General features: G+C 69.6%; 15 protein-coding genes. 12 read left to right on the top strand and 3 right to left on the bottom strand.

What is annotated here, in order from left to right:
- Window positions 1-35: 35 nt before the first annotated feature.
- The 4 genes from ACQPXM_RS40030 to ACQPXM_RS40015 all read left to right on the top strand — a co-directional run bounded on the left by ACQPXM_RS40030 (window position 36) and on the right by ACQPXM_RS40015 (window position 3,426).
- On the top strand, window positions 36-398 hold the full coding sequence (locus ACQPXM_RS40030; RefSeq protein ID WP_432943200.1) for a YciI family protein: 363 nt from the start codon (window positions 36-38) through the stop codon (window positions 396-398).
- 131 nt (window positions 399-529) lie between these two features.
- Window positions 530-1,402: a dimethylarginine dimethylaminohydrolase family protein gene (locus tag ACQPXM_RS40025; protein WP_432943199.1), complete on the top strand. Its 873-nt coding sequence runs from the start codon at window positions 530-532 to the stop codon at window positions 1,400-1,402.
- Between the two features lie 196 nt (window positions 1,403-1,598).
- A complete protein-coding gene (gene hisC / locus ACQPXM_RS40020; protein WP_432943198.1) occupies window positions 1,599-2,678 on the top strand; it encodes a histidinol-phosphate transaminase in 1,080 nt (359 codons plus the stop codon).
- A gap of 31 nt (window positions 2,679-2,709) precedes the next feature.
- Entirely contained in the window at window positions 2,710-3,426 is a 717-nt protein-coding gene (locus ACQPXM_RS40015) for an SDR family NAD(P)-dependent oxidoreductase (RefSeq protein WP_432943197.1), read from the top strand.
- 137 nt (window positions 3,427-3,563) lie between these two features.
- Here ACQPXM_RS40015 and ACQPXM_RS40010 read toward each other — a convergent pair whose 3' ends face one another.
- Window positions 3,564-4,151 carry a hypothetical protein gene (locus ACQPXM_RS40010; RefSeq protein WP_432943196.1) on the bottom strand — a complete coding sequence of 196 codons (588 nt, stop codon included), beginning with the start codon at window positions 4,149-4,151 and terminating at the stop codon, window positions 3,564-3,566.
- A 542-nt stretch (window positions 4,152-4,693) separates the two neighbouring features.
- Window positions 4,694-5,680: an EamA family transporter gene (locus ACQPXM_RS40005; RefSeq protein ID WP_432943195.1), complete on the bottom strand. Its 987-nt coding sequence runs from the start codon at window positions 5,678-5,680 to the stop codon at window positions 4,694-4,696.
- A 204-nt stretch (window positions 5,681-5,884) separates the two neighbouring features.
- Between ACQPXM_RS40005 and ACQPXM_RS40000 the strand changes: the two genes are divergently transcribed.
- The 4 genes from ACQPXM_RS40000 (at window position 5,885) to ACQPXM_RS39985 (ending at window position 11,139) form a co-directional block, all read left to right on the top strand.
- Window positions 5,885-7,141, top strand: a complete 1,257-nt coding sequence (locus tag ACQPXM_RS40000; RefSeq protein ID WP_432943194.1) for a phytase — start codon at window positions 5,885-5,887, stop codon at window positions 7,139-7,141.
- A 352-nt stretch (window positions 7,142-7,493) separates the two neighbouring features.
- Window positions 7,494-8,660: a pyruvate dehydrogenase (acetyl-transferring) E1 component subunit alpha gene (gene pdhA, locus ACQPXM_RS39995; RefSeq protein ID WP_432943193.1), complete on the top strand. Its 1,167-nt coding sequence runs from the start codon at window positions 7,494-7,496 to the stop codon at window positions 8,658-8,660.
- Window positions 8,661-8,665: 5 nt separating this feature from the next.
- Window positions 8,666-9,643 carry an alpha-ketoacid dehydrogenase subunit beta gene (locus tag ACQPXM_RS39990; protein ID WP_432943192.1) on the top strand — a complete coding sequence of 326 codons (978 nt, stop codon included), beginning with the start codon at window positions 8,666-8,668 and terminating at the stop codon, window positions 9,641-9,643.
- Window positions 9,643-11,139: a dihydrolipoamide acetyltransferase family protein gene (locus tag ACQPXM_RS39985; RefSeq protein WP_432943191.1), complete on the top strand. Its 1,497-nt coding sequence runs from the start codon at window positions 9,643-9,645 to the stop codon at window positions 11,137-11,139. Before ACQPXM_RS39990 ends, ACQPXM_RS39985 begins: the two co-directional genes overlap by 1 nt.
- A gap of 61 nt (window positions 11,140-11,200) precedes the next feature.
- Here the strand turns inward: ACQPXM_RS39985 and ACQPXM_RS39980 are convergent, their stop codons facing one another.
- Complete coding sequence (locus ACQPXM_RS39980; protein ID WP_432943190.1) at window positions 11,201-12,652, bottom strand: S8 family peptidase; 1,452 nt, start codon at window positions 12,650-12,652, stop codon at window positions 11,201-11,203.
- A gap of 208 nt (window positions 12,653-12,860) precedes the next feature.
- On the opposite strand from ACQPXM_RS39980, the gene ACQPXM_RS39975 reads away from it, so the two are divergent.
- The 4 genes from ACQPXM_RS39975 to ACQPXM_RS39960 all read left to right on the top strand — a co-directional run bounded on the left by ACQPXM_RS39975 (window position 12,861) and on the right by ACQPXM_RS39960 (window position 16,825).
- Complete coding sequence (locus ACQPXM_RS39975; protein WP_432943189.1) at window positions 12,861-13,583, top strand: GntR family transcriptional regulator; 723 nt, start codon at window positions 12,861-12,863, stop codon at window positions 13,581-13,583.
- A complete protein-coding gene (locus tag ACQPXM_RS39970; protein ID WP_432943188.1) occupies window positions 13,580-14,896 on the top strand; it encodes an MFS transporter in 1,317 nt (438 codons plus the stop codon). The genes ACQPXM_RS39975 and ACQPXM_RS39970 overlap by 4 nt, the downstream gene beginning before the upstream one ends.
- A 112-nt stretch (window positions 14,897-15,008) precedes the next feature.
- Complete coding sequence (locus ACQPXM_RS39965) at window positions 15,009-15,995, top strand: ATP-binding cassette domain-containing protein (RefSeq protein ID WP_432943187.1); 987 nt, start codon at window positions 15,009-15,011, stop codon at window positions 15,993-15,995.
- On the top strand, window positions 15,992-16,825 hold the full coding sequence (locus ACQPXM_RS39960; protein WP_432943186.1) for an ABC transporter permease: 834 nt from the start codon (window positions 15,992-15,994) through the stop codon (window positions 16,823-16,825). Before ACQPXM_RS39965 ends, ACQPXM_RS39960 begins: the two co-directional genes overlap by 4 nt.
- The last annotated feature ends 139 nt before the right edge of the window (window positions 16,826-16,964 follow it).

Here is a 16,964-nt window from a genome sequence, read left to right as displayed (position 1 = left end):
GCCGGACGCGGGGCGCCGGGACAAGGAGTGAAGAGATGACTCAGTACCTGATCTCGTTCGAAGACGGCGCGATGGACGTCACCGATGAGGAGCTGCCCCAGGTGGCTGACGACGCCCACGCGGTGGTCCAGGAGGCCAAGGACGCCGGGGTTTTCGTCTTCACCGGTGGACTGGACTACTCCCAGCGGCACGCCGTGGTGGCGACCGACGGTGGCGTCGTCACCGACGGACCGTACCCGGAGACCAAGGAGCTCATCGGCGGCCTGATGGTCGTCGACGTGCCCACCTTCGAGGCGGCGCTGGAGTGGGCGGCCAAGGTAGCGGTCGCGTGCCGCTGCGCGCAGGACGTTCGGGAGTTCTTCCCGTTCCGGCGGCCTGATCTGGAGCGGTCCCGCTGAGGCGTTAGCCGACGTACGCCCTGTCCACGGGCGCCGTGTTGACGGCGCCCGCGCGGATCTGCACACTGACTGATTGTCGGACAATCAGAGGATCCGTCGATGCACGGATCAGAGCGCGAAGAGGTGCTTGCATGGGTCAGCCGCTGGGGTGGGGTCGCCGCAACCTGATGGTCCGCCCGGACCACTACCGGATCGACTACGTGATCAACCCGTACATGTCGACCCAGGACCAGCCCGACCCCGAGCTGGCGAGCAAGCAGTGGGAGTCGCTGCGGCAGGCGATCGTCGACGCCGGCGGCGCCGTCGAGGTGCTCGAGCAGCGGCCGGACTCGCCCGACATGATCTACGCGATGAACCTCGGTCTGGCCACCGCCGACGGCCGGGCGATGCTGTCGCACATGCGGTTCGAGCCGCGCCGCAAGGAGTCGCTCTCGGCGGCGGAGTGGTTCACCGGGCACGGCTTCAAGCTGGCGCGGACCGGTTCCGACGGGGTCGGGCCGCACTTCGAGTCCGGGGACGCGTTCGTGTTCGGCGACAGCCTGGTGGTCGGCTACGGGCACCGGTCCGAGGCGCTGGCGCTCAAGCACCTGGCGACCGAGTGGGACATCCGAGTGCGCGGGCTGCGGATCGCGCACGAGGGCATGTACCACCTGGACCTGCCGTTCTGCCCGGTCGACAGCACCCACGCGATGGTCTATCCGCCGGCCTTCGACGCGGCGAGCCGGGCCGCGCTCGAGCACATCGTGCCGGACCCGATCGTGCTCACCGACGAGGAGGCGTTCGCGTTCAGCGGCAACTCCGTCGTGGTCGGCGAGACGATCCTGATGCCGGACTGCTCGCCGCGGCTGCGGGACCTCCTCACCGGTCTCGGCCTGCGCGTCGTCGTCCTGGACCTGTCGGAGTTCCACAAGGGCGGCGGCTCGGCGCGATGCCTGACCAACCCGCTCGATTTCGACCTTTCCGGGATCACCGTGCCGGGCGGAGAGGTCATTCTGCCGGACTGAGGCTTGGTTGCTGGACAGTTTGTACAGTCGCCGCGCAAGCTCTTCAACCCCGGTGGTGGAACCCTTAGCCTGCCGACATGACGGTACTGATGCCTCGCCTCCGGCTCGGCGGGTCACGGGGCCCTGGCTCCCGGCCTTCCCTCGTCGCTCCAGTCGCTTCGCTCCCTCCACTCCTCAGTCCAGGCCGGGAGGCCCCGTGACCGCACAGGATGAGGTCCGCTTCCGCTCCTGCCTGGACGACGTCGCGGCTTACAAGCCGGGCCGTCCGCCGGAGCGCACCGACGGCCGCCCGACGTACAAGCTGTCCAGCAACGAGAACCCGTACCCGCCGCTGCCGGGCGTGCTGGCCGCGGCGACGGCCGCTGCCGCGGACATGAACCGGTACCCCGACCACGGCGCGGTCGACCTGCTCGAGGCGCTGTCCGAGCGGTTCGGCGTACCGATCAGCGATCTGGCCGTCGGGACGGGTTCGGTCGCGGTGCTCTACCACCTGCTGCAGGCGGCCTGCACGCACGGCGACGAGGTGGTCTACGCCTGGCGGTCGTTCGAGGCGTACCCGATCGCGGTGCAGCTGACCGGCGCGACGTCGGTCCAGGTGCCGCTGACCGAGGACGCGCGGCACGACTTCAAGGCCATGGAAGCCGCGATCACCGAGCGGACCAAGGCCGTGCTCGTCTGTACGCCGAACAACCCGACCGGCCCGGTCGTACGCCGCGACGAGCTGCTCGCGTTCCTGGACGTCGTACCGCCGAACGTGCTGGTGGTGCTCGACGAGGCGTACCGCGAGTTCGTCCGCGAGCCGGAGACCGTCGACGGCGCCGAGCTCTACCGCGAGCGCCCGAACGTCGTCGTGCTGCGGACCTTCTCCAAGGCGTACGGCCTGGCCGGCTTCCGGGTCGGTTACGCGATCGGTCACCCGCCGGCGATCGCCGCGATCCGCAAGTGCGCGCTGCCCTTCGGCGTCAGCCAGGTCGCCCAGGCGGCCGCGATCGCCTCGCTGCGCGCCGAGCAGGAGCTCCTGGAACGGGTCGAGGCCCTCGTCGCCGAGCGGACCCGCGTTGTCGGAGAACTGCGCGCGTCCGGTTGGACCGTGCCCGAGACCCACGCCAACTTCGTCTGGATGCCGCTCGGTGAACAGACCGTCGCCTTCGCCGAGGCCGTCCAGGCCGAAGGCGTCTCGGTCCGCCCGTTCCCCGGCGAAGGCGCCCGGGTCACCATCGGCGAACGCGAAGCCAACGACCTGTTCCTGAAGGTGGCCTGCGCCTGGCGCCGGTGATGCTCGGCCGACATCGTGGTTAGGTGTCGGCGTGGTCGGACAGACGCAGGTGTGGATTTCAGGAGCCTCGACAGGCATCGGTGCCGCGCTCGCCGCCGCCGTGCCGTGGAACGACGCCCGGGTGATCGACCTGTCCCGGCGTGGTGGTGGGCCGGCCGGTGAGCACTTCGCCGTGGACCTCGCCGACCCTTCGCAGTGGCAGCGGGTCGAGCGGCACTTCGTGGACGAGCTGGCCGGGTTCGACGGTGAGCGGGTCGTGTTCGTGCACAACGCGGGGACCGTGGTGCCGATCGGGCCGGCCGGTGAGGTCGACGCGGCGGCGTACGAGCGGGCGGTGCTGCTGAACTCCGCGGCGCCGCAGGTTCTCGGGCGGGCGTTTCTCGCGGCGACGGCCGGGCTGGCGTGCGAGAAGCACCTGGTGATGCTGACCTCGGGGGCCGCGAAGAAGCCGTACGCCGGCTGGTCGGCGTACAACGCGGGCAAGGCGGCCGTGGACCACTGGGTCCGCACGGTCGGCCTGGAGCCGAACGGCTGCCGGGTGGTCGCGGTTGCTCCTGGTATGGTGGACACCGCGATGCAAGCAGAGATCCGGAAGGTCGACGAGCAGGCGTTCCCGTCGGTGGAGCGCTTCCGGGACCTGAGCCGGACCGGCGGCCTGAGCACGCCGGAGCAAGCTGCGCGGGGGATCTGGTCCCTGCTCGACCGCCCGCTGCCCAGCGGCTCGGTCGTCGACCTGCGCGACCTCTGACCGAGAACTCCTGGACACAGAAGAACGGCACTGGGAAGAAGTGAGGCTTGCTTCCCAGTGCCGTTCGGATGGTGCTACCGAGTCAGTCGCCCCACCGAGGCGACGGGTTCGGGTCCTGCATCACTGACCAGGGAGGATCAGTGGTTCTGGCCGGCCTCCTGCTCGCAGGTCTTCAGCTGCTCGACGGCGTTCGCGTCGTTGCCGAGACCCAGCACACCAGCGAGGTCCGAAACCGGGACCTGGACGCCGACGGCGTTGACCGGAACATCGTTGTGGCAGACCTGGAACGGGCCGACGTTGTTGTCGGAGACCGAGATCAGGCCGTCGTCGCCGGCGCGGTACCACTTGTGGTTCTGGCCGACCTCCTGCTCGCAGGTCTTGACGGCGGTGGCGCTGTTGCCGTCGTTGCCCAGGCCGACGATGCCGACGATGTCCTTGACCGGGACCTGAACGCCCACGGCGTTGACCGGGATGAAGTTGTCGCACGCCTGGAACGGGCCGACGTTGTTGTTGTCGATCGCGATCAGGCCGCCGTCGCGGTCAACGGCGTACCACTTGTGGCCACCCTTGGCGCCGTAGCCCTTGGAGGCCGCGGAGACGGTGTCAGCAAGGCCGCTGTTGGCCTTGGTGTCGTCGATCATGTTCGCGCTGACGACGGTGGCCAGGCCCAGCGTGGCGACGGTCGCCACGGCCGCAGCAGCGGCGATCTTGCGTGTTACCTGCATTATGCGAGGTTTCCTTTCGGGTTTGACGGATTCGTCTTAGTGGGTAACGACGCCTGGTCACCCCGGTTACAAACTTTTTTGCCGAGTTTTGTTTCGGATGTATGTCAGCCGGATCGCGGCAGGCGGCAGACCAGTAGATCGCTGACGCCGCAGCAATCAGCCTCTGAGCAGGCAACTTGCCGGTAACTGAGCGCGCAGCGGCTTTCCCGGGCCGCCGTCGGAAACTCGTTCCCGCGAGTTCCGGGTCATCCCGTAACCGATGCCGGATTTCCTCGTTGTGTCATCGCGGGAGACGGATCGCCCGATGATTCATGGACGATTTTCGGTGGGCTCGGTGGCCGTCGAATCGGCAATACCATGATGAATCGGTATGTCGTCGCACTATTGCCGGAGTATCGCGCCGTGTTTTTTCGGGGCACAGCGCGACCGGCAACTCTGGACCCGCTGCCGCGCGCATCGGCAGCGGTGGGAGACCCGGGCACCCCATGGGAGCCCGGGTCTTTCCTATTTCCCCCGCGCGCGAGTCCCCGCGCACGAGCGGTCTACTCCGCGGAGACGCCCTTCGCGGGCGCGGTTCCGGACGTGGCCGCCACCGTGGGCCGCCGCTCGGCGGTCACCACCAGCGCCACCCCGAGTACGACGACCGCCCCGCCGAGCAGGATCGTGGTCGTCACGTGCTCGCCGAGGATCAGCCAGCCGAGCAGCACCGCGACGGCCGGGTTCACGTACGCGTAGGTGCCGATCAGCGAGATCGGCGCGTTCGCCAGTAAGTAGGAGTACGCCGTGTACGCGAGCAGCGAGCCGAAGACGACCAGGTAACCGAGGGCGAGCCACCCCTCCGTGTCGACCGCGTCGAGCCGCAGTCGTCCGGGCTCGCCGCGCAGCGCGCCGATCGCGATCATCGCCGTACCGCCGATCGCCATCTCGTACGTCGTCGCGACCAGCGGGTCCTTCGGCAGCCCGAGGCGCGGGGAGAAGCGGGAGCCGACCGCCCAGCTGATCGTGCCGAGCACCAGGATCGCGACCGAGAGCGGCTTCGCGGTGGTGTCACCGCCGGAGATCGAGAGCAGGGCCGCGCCGGCGAAGCCGATCAGGACGCCGATCCAGGTCAGAACGCGCGGACGTTCACCGCCGCCGACGCGGAGCAGCATCAGCCACAGCGGTACGGCGGCCACCAGCAGCGCGGCCAGGCCGGACGGAACCGTCTGCTCGGCGATCGCGACCGCGCCGTTGCCGAAGGCCAGCAAGAGCAGCCCCACGACTCCCGCGCCGAGCAACTCCCGCCGCGTCACCTTGAGCCGGCGTACGCCGGAGCGCAGTGCGAGGAAGGTCCCCAGGAGCAGTGCGGCGGCGAGGAAGCGGGCGGCCATCCCGAGCATCGGCGGGATCTGCGCCTCGACCACGATCCGGATCGCCAGGTACGTCGAGCCCCAGACCACGTAGACCACGGCCAGTGCTGACCAGATCATCGCGGGCGACGCGGACCGGGCGCCGGGCAGCGCCGGGACGACGGGTGCGGAGGCGGCCATGGAACTCCTCGGGGCGTCATGGGTAAAACTGCAAGACGTTCCTGACGCTAATCGTCGCTGGTCCCCGGCGGCAAGTGGATTACTGCCACCCTCCGACGGTTTCCTGCCGGGTTCACACCACGGACAACCGGCCGTCACCGGCTGCCGCGATCGTGACCGCCGGTGCCGTGCCCGCAGGCCCGGCCGAGCGTGAGGAGAAACCAGATGCGCTACACCAGGGTCCTGATGGCCGGAGTGGTGGCTGCCGCGGCAGTGACCGTGCCCGCGGCCGCCGTACAGAACAGAGGACTGACCGAGGTGACCGCCGTCGCCGAGACCGCGCCCAACTGGGACGACGAGGCCGGCGGTGACGCCGATGCCGACGACCCCGCGATCTGGGTCAGCCCGGCCAAGCCGGACAAGTCCGTCGTGCTCGGGACGCTCAAGAACGGCGGCCTGACCGCGGTCGACCTCACCGGCAAGCAGCTGCAGCACATCGCCACGCCGTCGGCTCCGGAAGAAGGCCAGGAGCCCGGGCGGTTCAACAACGTGGACCTGGTGCAGGGCGTAGTACTCGGTGGACGCCTGCGTGATCTGGCTGTGGTGACCGACCGCGGGCGGGACCAGCTCCGGATCTACAGCGTCGACCGCCGCGGCGCCGACGCGAAGAACAAGGTGCTCACCGACGTCACCAGCCCGAAGGCGCCGCTCGTCTTCAGCAAGGACACCGCGGAGGTGCAGGACCAGCACACGGCGTACGGCGTCGCGGTGCTCGCGGACGCGCGCGGTCCACTGGTCGCCGTCACCCGCCGCAGCGAGGCCCGGATCGGGCTGTACCGCCTGGTCGCGGACGGGGCGAACGTGACCTACAAGCCGGTCACCCACTGGGACTTCCCGACCAGCTTCGAGCTCCGCGACGGCAGCACCTGGGCGCCCTGCGAGGAGCCGGGCGACCGCCCGCAGTTCGAGGGCATGGTCTTCGACAAGACCACCCGAACCCTGTACGCCGCCCAGGAGGACGTCGGCATCTGGCGCGTCCCGCTGAACGGCCGGCCCGAGCTGCTCGAGAAGGTCCGCGAGTTCGGTCAGCCCGCCGCGTACGACGAGGAGACCGAGGAGTGCGCCCCGACCGGCCCGCAGGCGCCGGACGCCGGGACCCACCTGAGCGCCGACGCCGAAGGTCTGACGATCGCCTACCAGAACGGTACGAAGACCCTCTACGCCTCGAGTCAGGGCGACTCCACCTTCGCGGTCTACCGGCTGGACGCGCGCGGCCTCACCTACCGGGCCGGCTTCCAGGTCGTCGACGGGCCGGCGACCGACGGCGTACACCACAGTGACGGCGCGGCCGTGACGACCCGGTCGCTCGGCGCCCGGTTCCCGCACGGACTGCTCGTCGTGCACGACGGTGAGAACACGCCGGGCGAGGCCGACCGGGAGGGGACCAATTTCAAACTGGTCCGGCTCGAGCAACTGCCCTGATCGGTACGCAGTTGTGACACAAAACACTCGGAGCGGGCGACTGGCGTCACAAAGCCCGCTCCGAGCGTGCCGACGGGCCCCGAGATGACCACCTGTCGGACTGGTGTCTCAACGCGGCACGCGTTTCGGTACCGGCGTACGAGTTGGCGTCCAGACAGTTAGCGGATCAACGATCTGCTCGGTACGGTGTCCGGCAAGATGGGCAGTGATACCAGTGAGGAGGTTCACTGCCGGACGGTGCATCAACCTGGATCCACGCGGTCCTGTCTGCGAGGCCTCACCCGGCCGGTCAGGCCGGCAGCGTGCAAGTTGCGGTCGCGGCGATCCCGCGCTCGAACCCCGAGGAGTGCATGTGAGTGAGTCGGTGCCGGGTGTTACCCCGGAAGTGTTCGCGCCCGTCGAGGCGCCGGTGAGTCCACCACAGGCCTCCGAGGAGGTCGAGTTCGTCCAGCTGCTGACGCCCGAAGGTGAGCGCGTCGAGCATCCGGACTACTCCTTCGACCTCGACGACGAGGCGATCAAGGGTTTCTACCGGGACATGACCCTGGTCCGCCGGATCGACACCGAGGCGACCGCGCTGCAGCGCCAGGGCGAGCTGGGTCTGTGGGCCTCTTTGCTCGGCCAGGAGGCGGCCCAGATCGGCTCCGGCCGCGCGCTGAACTCCAAGGACATGGTCTTCCCGACCTACCGCGAGCACGGCGTCGCGTTCTGCCAGGGCGTCAACCCGCTGAACCTGCTCGGCCTGTTCCGCGGTGTCGACCAGGGCGCCTGGGACCCGCGCGACAACAACTTCCACCTCTACACGATCGTGATCGGCGCCCAGACGCTGCACGCGACGGGCTACGCGATGGGCCAGCAGCGCGACCACGCGGTCGGCGACCCGGAGACCGGTGAGGCGACGATCGCGTACTTCGGCGACGGTGCCAGCAGCCAGGGCGACGTGAACGAGGCCTTCATCTACGCCTCGGTGTTCAACGCACCGGTGGTCTTCTTCTGCCAGAACAACCAGTGGGCGATCTCCGAGCCGATCGACCGCCAGACCCGGATCCCGCTGTACCAGCGCGCGGCCGGCTTCGGCTTCCCCGGCGTCCGGGTCGACGGCAACGACGTGCTCGCGACGTACGCCGTCACCCAGCAGGCGCTGAAGCGGGCCCGGGAAGGCAGCGGCCCGACCCTGGTCGAGGCCTACACCTACCGGATGGGCGCGCACACCACCTCCGACGACCCGACCAAGTACCGGCTGTCGGAGGACCTGGAGTACTGGAAGCTCAAGGACCCGATCGAGCGGGTCAAGGCGTACCTGGCCCGTCAGGCCGGGGTCGACCACGACTTCTTCGACGAGGTGGAGGCCGAGGCCGACAAGGTCGCCGCCGAGCTGCGCCAGGGCTGCCTGGCGATGCCCGATCCGGAGCTGACCGACTTCTTCAAGTACGCCTACGTCGACATGCCCGACGAGCTCGCCGAGCAGCGCGACCAGTACGCCGCGTACGCCGCTTCCTTCAACGCAGAGGGCGAGTGAGCCAGATGACGAAGATCAGTCTCGGCAAGGGCATCAACGCCGGCCTGCGGGCCGCGATGGAGAACGACCCCAAGGTCGTCGTGATGGGCGAGGACATCGGCAAGCTCGGCGGCGTCTTCCGGGTCACCGAGGGCCTGCAGAAGGACTTCGGCGAGGACCGGGTGATCGACACCCCGCTGGCCGAGTCCGGCATCATCGGCACCGCGGTCGGCCTGGCCCTGCGCGGCTACCGGCCGGTCTGCGAGATCCAGTTCGACGGGTTCGTCTTCCCGGCGTACGACCAGATCATCAACCAGGTCGCCAAGATGCACTACCGCTCGATGGGCAAGCTGCGGATGCCGATCGTGATCCGGATCCCGTTCGGCGGGGGCATCGGCGCGGTCGAGCACCACTCGGAGTCCCCGGAGACGCTGTTCGCGCACGTCGCCGGTCTCAAGGTGGTCGCCTGCGGTGACCCGGTGGACGCGTACTGGATGATCCAGCAGGCGATCACCTCCGACGACCCGGTCGTCTTCCTGGAGCCCAAGCGGCGCTACCACGAGAAGGCCGAGCTGGACGAGAGCGTGCCGCCGGCGCTGCCGCTGCACAAGGCGAAGGTGGTCCGCGAGGGCACCGACGCGACGCTGTTCTGTTACGGCCCGATGGTGAAGACCTGCCTGCAGGCCGCCGAGGCCGCGGTCGAGGACGGCCGCAACCTCGAGGTCGTCGACCTGCGGACGATCTCGCCGCTGGACCTGCGCACGATCTTCGACTCGGTGAAGAAGACCCGCCGCGCGGTCGTCGTGCACGAGGCGCCGTTCTCGCTCGGCCCGGGGGCCGAGGTCGCGGCGCGGGTGACCGAGGAGTGCTTCTACCACCTGGAGGCGCCGGTGCTCCGGGTCGCCGGGTACGACACTCCCTACCCGCCGTCGCGGATGGAAGAGGAGTACCTGCCCGACCTGGACCGGGTGCTCGACGGCGTCGACCGGGTGATGGGGTACTGATGGGCATCCAGCAGTTCCGCCTCCCCGACGTGGGCGAGGGTCTGGTCGAGGCCGAGATCGTCAGCTGGAAGGTCAAGCCCGGCGACACGGTGAAACTGAACGACACGGTGGTCGAGATCGAGACCGCCAAGTCCCTGGTCGAGCTGCCGGTCCCGTTCGCCGGCACCGTCGCCGAGCTGCTGGTCCCGGAGGGCGAGACGGTCCCGGTCGGTACGCCGATCATCGCCGTCGAGACCGCCGACGCCACTCCCGGCGACCTGACCCCACCGGTCACTTCGGGCACACCGAAGGAAGACCTGGTCCCCGACACCGAGAACGGCGGCACCGGCCGCACGGCAGTCCTGGTCGGCTACGGTCCCCGCACCACGGAAGCCAAGCGCCGCCCGCGCAAGGGCGGAGCGCCGGTCTCCGGCGCGACGGCGAGCGCAAGCGCCGCAGGCGCGGTTGCACCGCAGGCCGTGTCCGCATCCGCAGGAACCGGTGCCCCGGGCAGTTCCGCTCTGGCGGGCGCAGCCGTACCCGCCCCTGCTCCGGTCGTCGCCGCTCCCGCCCCGGTCCCGGCTCCCGCTCCAACTCCCTCGGCCGCGGCAGTTGCCGCAGGCAACGTGCACGTACTGGCGAAGCCGCCGGTCCGCAAGCTGGCCAAGGACCTGGGCATCGACCTGGCATCGGTCGCCCCGACCGGACCCGGCGGGATCATCACCCGGGCTGACGTGGAGAACCACTTGGCCGGTGCGGGGGAGGCAAGCGCTCGCGGAGCCGCCGCGCCTGCTCAGCCGTACGCCGTACAGCCTGGTCAGGGCGACACCCGGATCCCCGTCAAGGGCGTGCAGAAGGTGATGGCGCAGGCGATGGTGGCCAGCGCGTTCACCGCACCACACGTCACCGAGTGGATCACCGTCGACGTCAGCGCCACGATGGAGCTGGTCGAGCGGCTCAAGCAGGACAAGGCGTTCCGCGACCTGCGGGTCTCGCCCCTGCTGATCGTCGCGAAGGCGGTCACGCTGGCGGCGCGCCGGACGCCGATCGTCAACGCGGCCTGGGACGAGGCGAACCAGGAGATCGTGCTCAAGGGTTCGGTCAACCTCGGCATCGCCGCGGCCACCCCGCGCGGGCTGATCGTGCCGAACATCAAGGGTGCCGAGTCGCTCACCCTGCCGGACCTGTGCCGGGCCCTGAACGACCTGGTCGCCACCGCCCGCGAGGGCAAGACCTCGCCGGCCGACCAGGCCGGTGGCTCGTTCACGATCACCAACGTCGGCGTCTTCGGCGTCGACGCCGGTACGCCGATCATCAACCCCGGCGAGGCGGCGATCCTCGCCTTCGGCGCGGTCCGCAAGCAGCCGTGGGTGGTCAACGACGAGATCGTGCCGCGCTGGATCACGACACTGGCGCTGTCGTTCGACCACCGCCTGATCGACGGCGAGAAGGGCTCGATCTTCCTCGCCGACGTGGCGAGCATCCTCGAGGACCCGGCCCGCGCGCTGATGTTCTGACCGAGTACGCCGAACGGCCCGGGTGCGTGAGCACCCGGGCCGTTTCCGTTGCGTACTGGTGCTACCGGATGCGGTTGACCGCGTCCAGCGCGTCGGCGATGCCTTCGCCGAAGAACGCGTTGTTGGCCGTGGTGCCGGTGCAGCGTGCGTCCGGCGTGGTCGGGCAGGCGGTGTCGTCGGCCTGACGCAGCAGGGCCTTCTCCAGGTCGCGCGGACCCCACCACGGGTGGGTGGACTTCATCAGCGCGGCGACGCCGGCGACGTGCGGGGACGCCATCGAGGTGCCGCTCTTCGTGCCGTAGCCGCCGGGAATCGTCGACAGGATGGCGCTGCCGGGGGCCGCGACGTCGATCTTGCCCAGACCGAAGTTCGAGAAGCTGCTCTTGGCCCGCGCCTGGGTGGTGCTGGCGACGGTGATCACGCCGGGCAGCTCGGTGGGGATGTCCAGGCAGTCGTTGTTGATCTGCCGGGTCACCGCGGTGCTGTCGTTCGGGCTGGAGGTGTCGGTGGTCTTGTTGGCCAGGTCGTAGTTCGAGTTGCCGGCCGCGGCGACCGACAGGACGCCCTTCTTGGTCTGGTAGTCCATCGCCCGGCGGACCGACTCCTGGACCGCGCCCTGGTCACCGTCGTCGTCGCACCAGAACATCCACGGGTCGATGAAGTAGCTGTGGTTGGTGACGTCCATGTCGTGCTGCGCGGCCCAGATGAAACCGCAGATCGCGTACTCGGGGTAGATGTAGCCGTCGTCGTTCACGACCTTCACCGACGCGATCCGCACGCCCGGCGCGACACCGACGATGCCGACGCCGTTGCGGGCCGCGGCGATCGTGCCGGCCACGTGGGTGCCGTGGTCGCTGGTGGTCTGGCGCCAGCCACCCGGCGTGGTGTCGGCGACGCCGTTGCCGGTGCAGTTGACCGAGTTCTTCGCGTCGAAGTTCGGCTTCAGGTCCGGGTGCTGGTCGTCGACGCCGCTGTCGGTGACGCCGACCAGGACGCGCTTGGAGCCGTCGGTGACCTGGTGGGCCTGGTCCGCCTTGATCTGGACCATGTCCCACTGCTTGGTCTCGTCCGGGTCCGGGACGACGGTCGACTCACCGGCGTTCAGTCCCTTGGCGGCGGCCTGCTTGGCCGCGCCGACCGGGCCCTCGGACACCGGCGCGGTCCGGGTCGCGCCGACCGACTGCACCTCACGGCCGTTACGGCCGGCCCGGACGTCGGTCCGGAAGTTCGGGTTGGTCGACTGCGCGATCACCACCCCGATCTCGTCGTACGACGCGACGACGGTGCCACCGGCGGCCTCGACCGCCTTCTCCACCCTCCCCACGTGCGCCGGGGTGGCCTTGGTGTTCACCACGTAGTTCATCAGGATGCCAGGCTCGGCCGCGGCGGTGGTGCCGCTCGAGGGTGCGAACGGGGCCGCCTGGGCGGCGGTCGCGGCACCGGCGGTGGTGAAGGCCAGGGCCGCCACCGCCAGGCCGGCGCTCAGCCGGCGGGTACGTGAGCTTCGGGACACACTCTCTCCTCGGTACACAGAGCGAAACGGAACGGCAACGCTGTGAGCCTAGAGCGGTTTGCCGCCGGCAGGCAGGTCTTTGCTGAGGTCACGGGGAATCCCGCAGGTTATCCACACGTTTATCCACAGAATGTGGACGCAAACGGCTGATTGAACGCCGGTGCTAAGATAGATACAACAGAGATACCAGTCGTAGTTTAGGAGTGTTGTGGACGGCGGGGTGCCCGGCGATCAGCCGGTGCTGGGGCACGAGACGGCGGAGATCGCCCGCGTGGTGGCCGAGGCGGCGCCGGGGGTGGAGAAGATCCCGGCCGCGGAGCGGGTCTACGCGTACGTGAAAGCCGCGATCCTGGACCGGGTCTACCCCGGCGGGGAGTTGCTGACCGAGGGCGAGCTGGCGACGGCGGTGGGCGTGTCCCGGACGCCGGTCCGCGAGGCGCTGCTCCGGCTGGAGGAGTCCGGCCTGGTCAAGCTGTACCCGAAGAAGGGCGCGCTGGTCCTGCCGGTGCTGCCGCAGGAGATCAACGACGTACTCGAGGCGCGCGAGCTGATCGAGACGCACGCCGCCAGCAAGGTCTGGCCGCGCCGCCGGCAGCTGATCGAGGTGCTGACCGCGAAGGTCGACGAGATGCGCGCGCACCGCAAGGCCGGTGACACCAAGAGCTTCCTGGAGGCCGACCGCGCCTTCCACGAGGCGATCGTCGGCGCCGCCGGCAACGAGATCCTCGCCAAGCTCTACAACAGCCTGCGCGACCGTCAGGTCCGGATGGGCGTGCCGGGCATCGAGGTCCAGCCGGCCCGGATGGACAAGTCGATCGCCGCCCACGCCGAGATGATCGAGGCGCTCGGCGGCAACAGCGTCAGGCGTTTCCGCGACCTGGTCGTGTCCCACATCGAGGTCGCCGCGGCGGATCTGCGAGGGGTGCGGTGACCAAGCTCCTCTTCCCCCTGGGCGGTCGGCGAGCCTGGGCGGTGTGGGCGGCTGCCGTCTTCACCTATCTGATCACCGTGCTGCACCGCGGCTCGATGAGCGTCGCCGGTCTGCAAGCGGCCGAGCGCTTCGACATCTCGGCGTCCGCGCTGGCCAGCTTCACCGTCGTCCAGCTCACCGTGTACGCCGCGATGCAGGTCCCGGTCGGCGTGCTGCTCGACCGCTACGGCTCGAAGCGGCTGCTGATCACCGCGTCCGGCCTGCTGTTCGTGGCCCAGTCGGCGTTCAGCCTGGTCGACTCCTACCCGGCGGCCCTCGCGGCCCGGGCGGTGCTCGGCGTCGGCGACGCGCTGGTGTTCATCAGCGTGCTGCGGGTGGTGATGTCCTGGTTCCCGGCGCTGCGGCAGCCGGTGATGTCGCAGGCCACCGGCATGCTCGGCGGCATCGGCGCGATCGTCTCGACGGTCCCGATGGCCGCGGCGTTCCACCACTTCGGCTGGACCGGCACGTTCGCGGGCGCGGCCGCGCTGAGCCTGGTCACCGGCCTGGCCGTCCTCTTCCTGCTCAAGGACACCCCGTACGACGAACCGCTGCACCGCACCAAGCAGTCGCTCGGCGAGGTCCGGCACAACCTGCGCCGCGCCTGGCGCGAGCCGGGCACCCGGCTCGGTCTGTGGACCCACTTCACCACCAGCTTCTCCGGATCCACCTTCGGTCTGCTCTGGGGCTACCCGTTCCTCGTCCGCGGCCAAGGGCTCGCCCCGACCACGGCCGCCGCACTGCTGATCGTCCCGGTGCTCGCGGGCCTGTTCTACGGCCCCCTGGTCGGCCGGTACGCCGCCCGCTTCCCGTTCTACCGGTCCTGGATCGTGCTGGCGGTGATCAGCGGTTCGGTGCTGATGTGGACCGTCGTCCTGCTCTGGCCGGGCCAGGCGCCGATGCCGGTGCTCCTGCTGCTGATCATCGTCCAGGCGGCCGGCGGTCCGGGGTCGATGCTCGGGCTGGACTACGCCCGGACCTTCAACCCGTCGACCCGGTTCGGCGCCGCGAACGGCATGGTCAACACCGGCGGCTTCATCGCCACGCTGATCTGCATCGGCATGGTCGGCATCCTGCTGGACGTGTCGTCCGGCGGCGCTCCGCAGGCGATCGACGACTTCAAGTTCGCGCTCGCGTTCCAGTACGTGCTGTGGGCGATCGGCACCCGGCAGATCCTCAAGTACCGGCGCAAGGCCCGCGGCAACCTGGCCCGGTACAACCCGGAGGCCTACCAGGCGCTGCTCGCGAACCGGATCATGCCGCTGAAGGGCTGATCCGCGGCCTGAGACAGCGCACTGGCACGGGCTGTCAGCCGAGTGCCAGAGCGCTGCCAGCGCCCGCGTGGAGTGTGGTTCCCGAAGACACGAAGTCATCTGGAGGAACCGAATGTCCACAACGAACCAGCCCGCCGTCGTGGCGGAAGGCCTGGTCAAGAGATACGGGAGCACGACCGCGCTGGACGGCGTGGACCTGACCGTGCCGACCGGCACCGTGCTCGGCGTGCTGGGCCCGAACGGCGCCGGCAAGACCACCGCCGTCCGCATCCTCGGCACGCTGCTGCAGCCGGACGCCGGGTACGCCAGCGTCGGCGGGTACGACGTGGTCAAGCAGGCGGGCCGGGTCCGGGAGATCATCGGCCTGACCGGGCAGTACGCGTCGGTCGACGAGGACATGTCCGGCCGCCGCAACCTGGTTCTGATCGGCCGGCTGATCGGCCTGTCCCGTCCGCAGGCCAAGAGCCGCGCCGACGAGCTGCTCGAACGCTTCGAGCTGACCGATGCCGGCGACCGGGTCGCGAAGACCTACTCCGGCGGAATGCGCCGCCGACTCGACCTGGCCGCGAGCCTGGTCGGCAACCCGAGCATCCTCTACCTGGACGAGCCGACCACTGGGCTGGACCCGCACGCCCGCAACGGCGTCTGGGACACCGTGCGCAATCTGGTGCTCGACGGTACGACGGTCCTGCTGACCACGCAGTACCTGGAGGAGGCCGACGCCCTGGCCGACTCGATCATGGTCTTCGACCAGGGCAAGGTGGTCGCCTCCGGGCGCCCGGCCGAGCTCAAGGCCCAAGCCGGCAAGCAGTCGCTCGACGTCCGCCCGGCCGAGCCCGGTCACCTCGAGCGGGTCGCCGCGATCGTTGCCGAATCGGTCGGCACCCGTCCGACCGTCGACGTCGTCAACGCGCTGGTCAGCGTGCCGGTCAGCGACGGTACCTCGATGCCGGTCGTCGTCCGCCGGCTGGACGAGGCCGGGATCGCCGTCACCGAGCTGTCGCTGCGGCTGCCCAGCCTGGACGAGGTGTTCCTCGCCCTGACCGGTCACGCCGCCGAGCAGGAGTCCGCCGCCGTCCTGGAAGGAGCGAGCCGATGAGCACCGCGACACTGTCCCCGACCGGATCGGCGCCACAGCCGCAGCACGCCGTACGGCGGAATCGCCCGTTCGCCTGGGTCCAGCAGAGCCTGACGCTGGCCTGGCGCAACATCGTGCGGATCAAGCAGAACCCCGAAGCGCTGGCCGACGTCACCTTCCAGCCGATCATCTTCCTGGTGCTGTTCCTGTTCGTCTTCGGTGGCGCGGTCTCCGGTGGCGGCGGCTGGCGGGAGTACCTGCCGTTCCTGCTGCCCGGCCTGCTGGTCCAGACCGTGGTGTTCTCCACGATGGGAACCGGCGTCGGCCTGAACGACGACTTCGCCAAGGGCGTGTTCGACCGGTTCCGCAGTCTGCCGATCGCCCGGATCTCGCCGCTGATCGGTGCGGTGCTCGGCGACGCCGTCCGGTACACGGTCTCGATCGTGGTCCTGATGGTGGCCGGTTTCGCGCTCGGTTTCCGGTTCCAGAACGGCGTCGGCTACGGGTTGCTCGCCTGCGTCGTGGTGCTGCTGTTCGCCTTGTCGCTGTGCTGGCTGTGGGTCTGGCTCGGCCTGACCCTGAAGACCGCGCAGGGGGTGCAGGGCATCGCCGTGCTGGTGATGTTCCCGCTCACCTTCGGCAGCAACGTCTTCGTGCAGACCGACACGCTGCCGGGATTCCTGCAGGCCTTCGTCAACGTCAACCCGGTGAAGTATCTGGTCGACACGATGCGCGGCATGATGCTCGGCGGTGACATCCGCACCCCGCTCCTGGTCACCGTGGCCTGGATGGTCGGTCTGGTCGCGGTCTTCGCACCGCTGGCGATCCGCGCCTATCGCCGGCGCACCTGACGGCGTACCGGAGGACCGAAGGCGAGGGCCGGAGCGGACAGCTCCGGCCCTCGCGTCGCCGGGCCGGCAACTGCTTCCCAGGGTGCTGACAAGACCTCGCTCAGAGTGACTAAGATGAACGAGTCACGCACGGGGTAGC

It is taken from the genome of Kribbella sp. CA-253562, from assembly GCF_050942265.1.
Lineage (GTDB): Bacteria > Actinomycetota > Actinomycetes > Propionibacteriales > Kribbellaceae > Kribbella.
The sequence above is the reverse complement of the archived record's forward strand: the minus strand, read 5'-3'. Positions and strand labels throughout refer to the sequence as shown.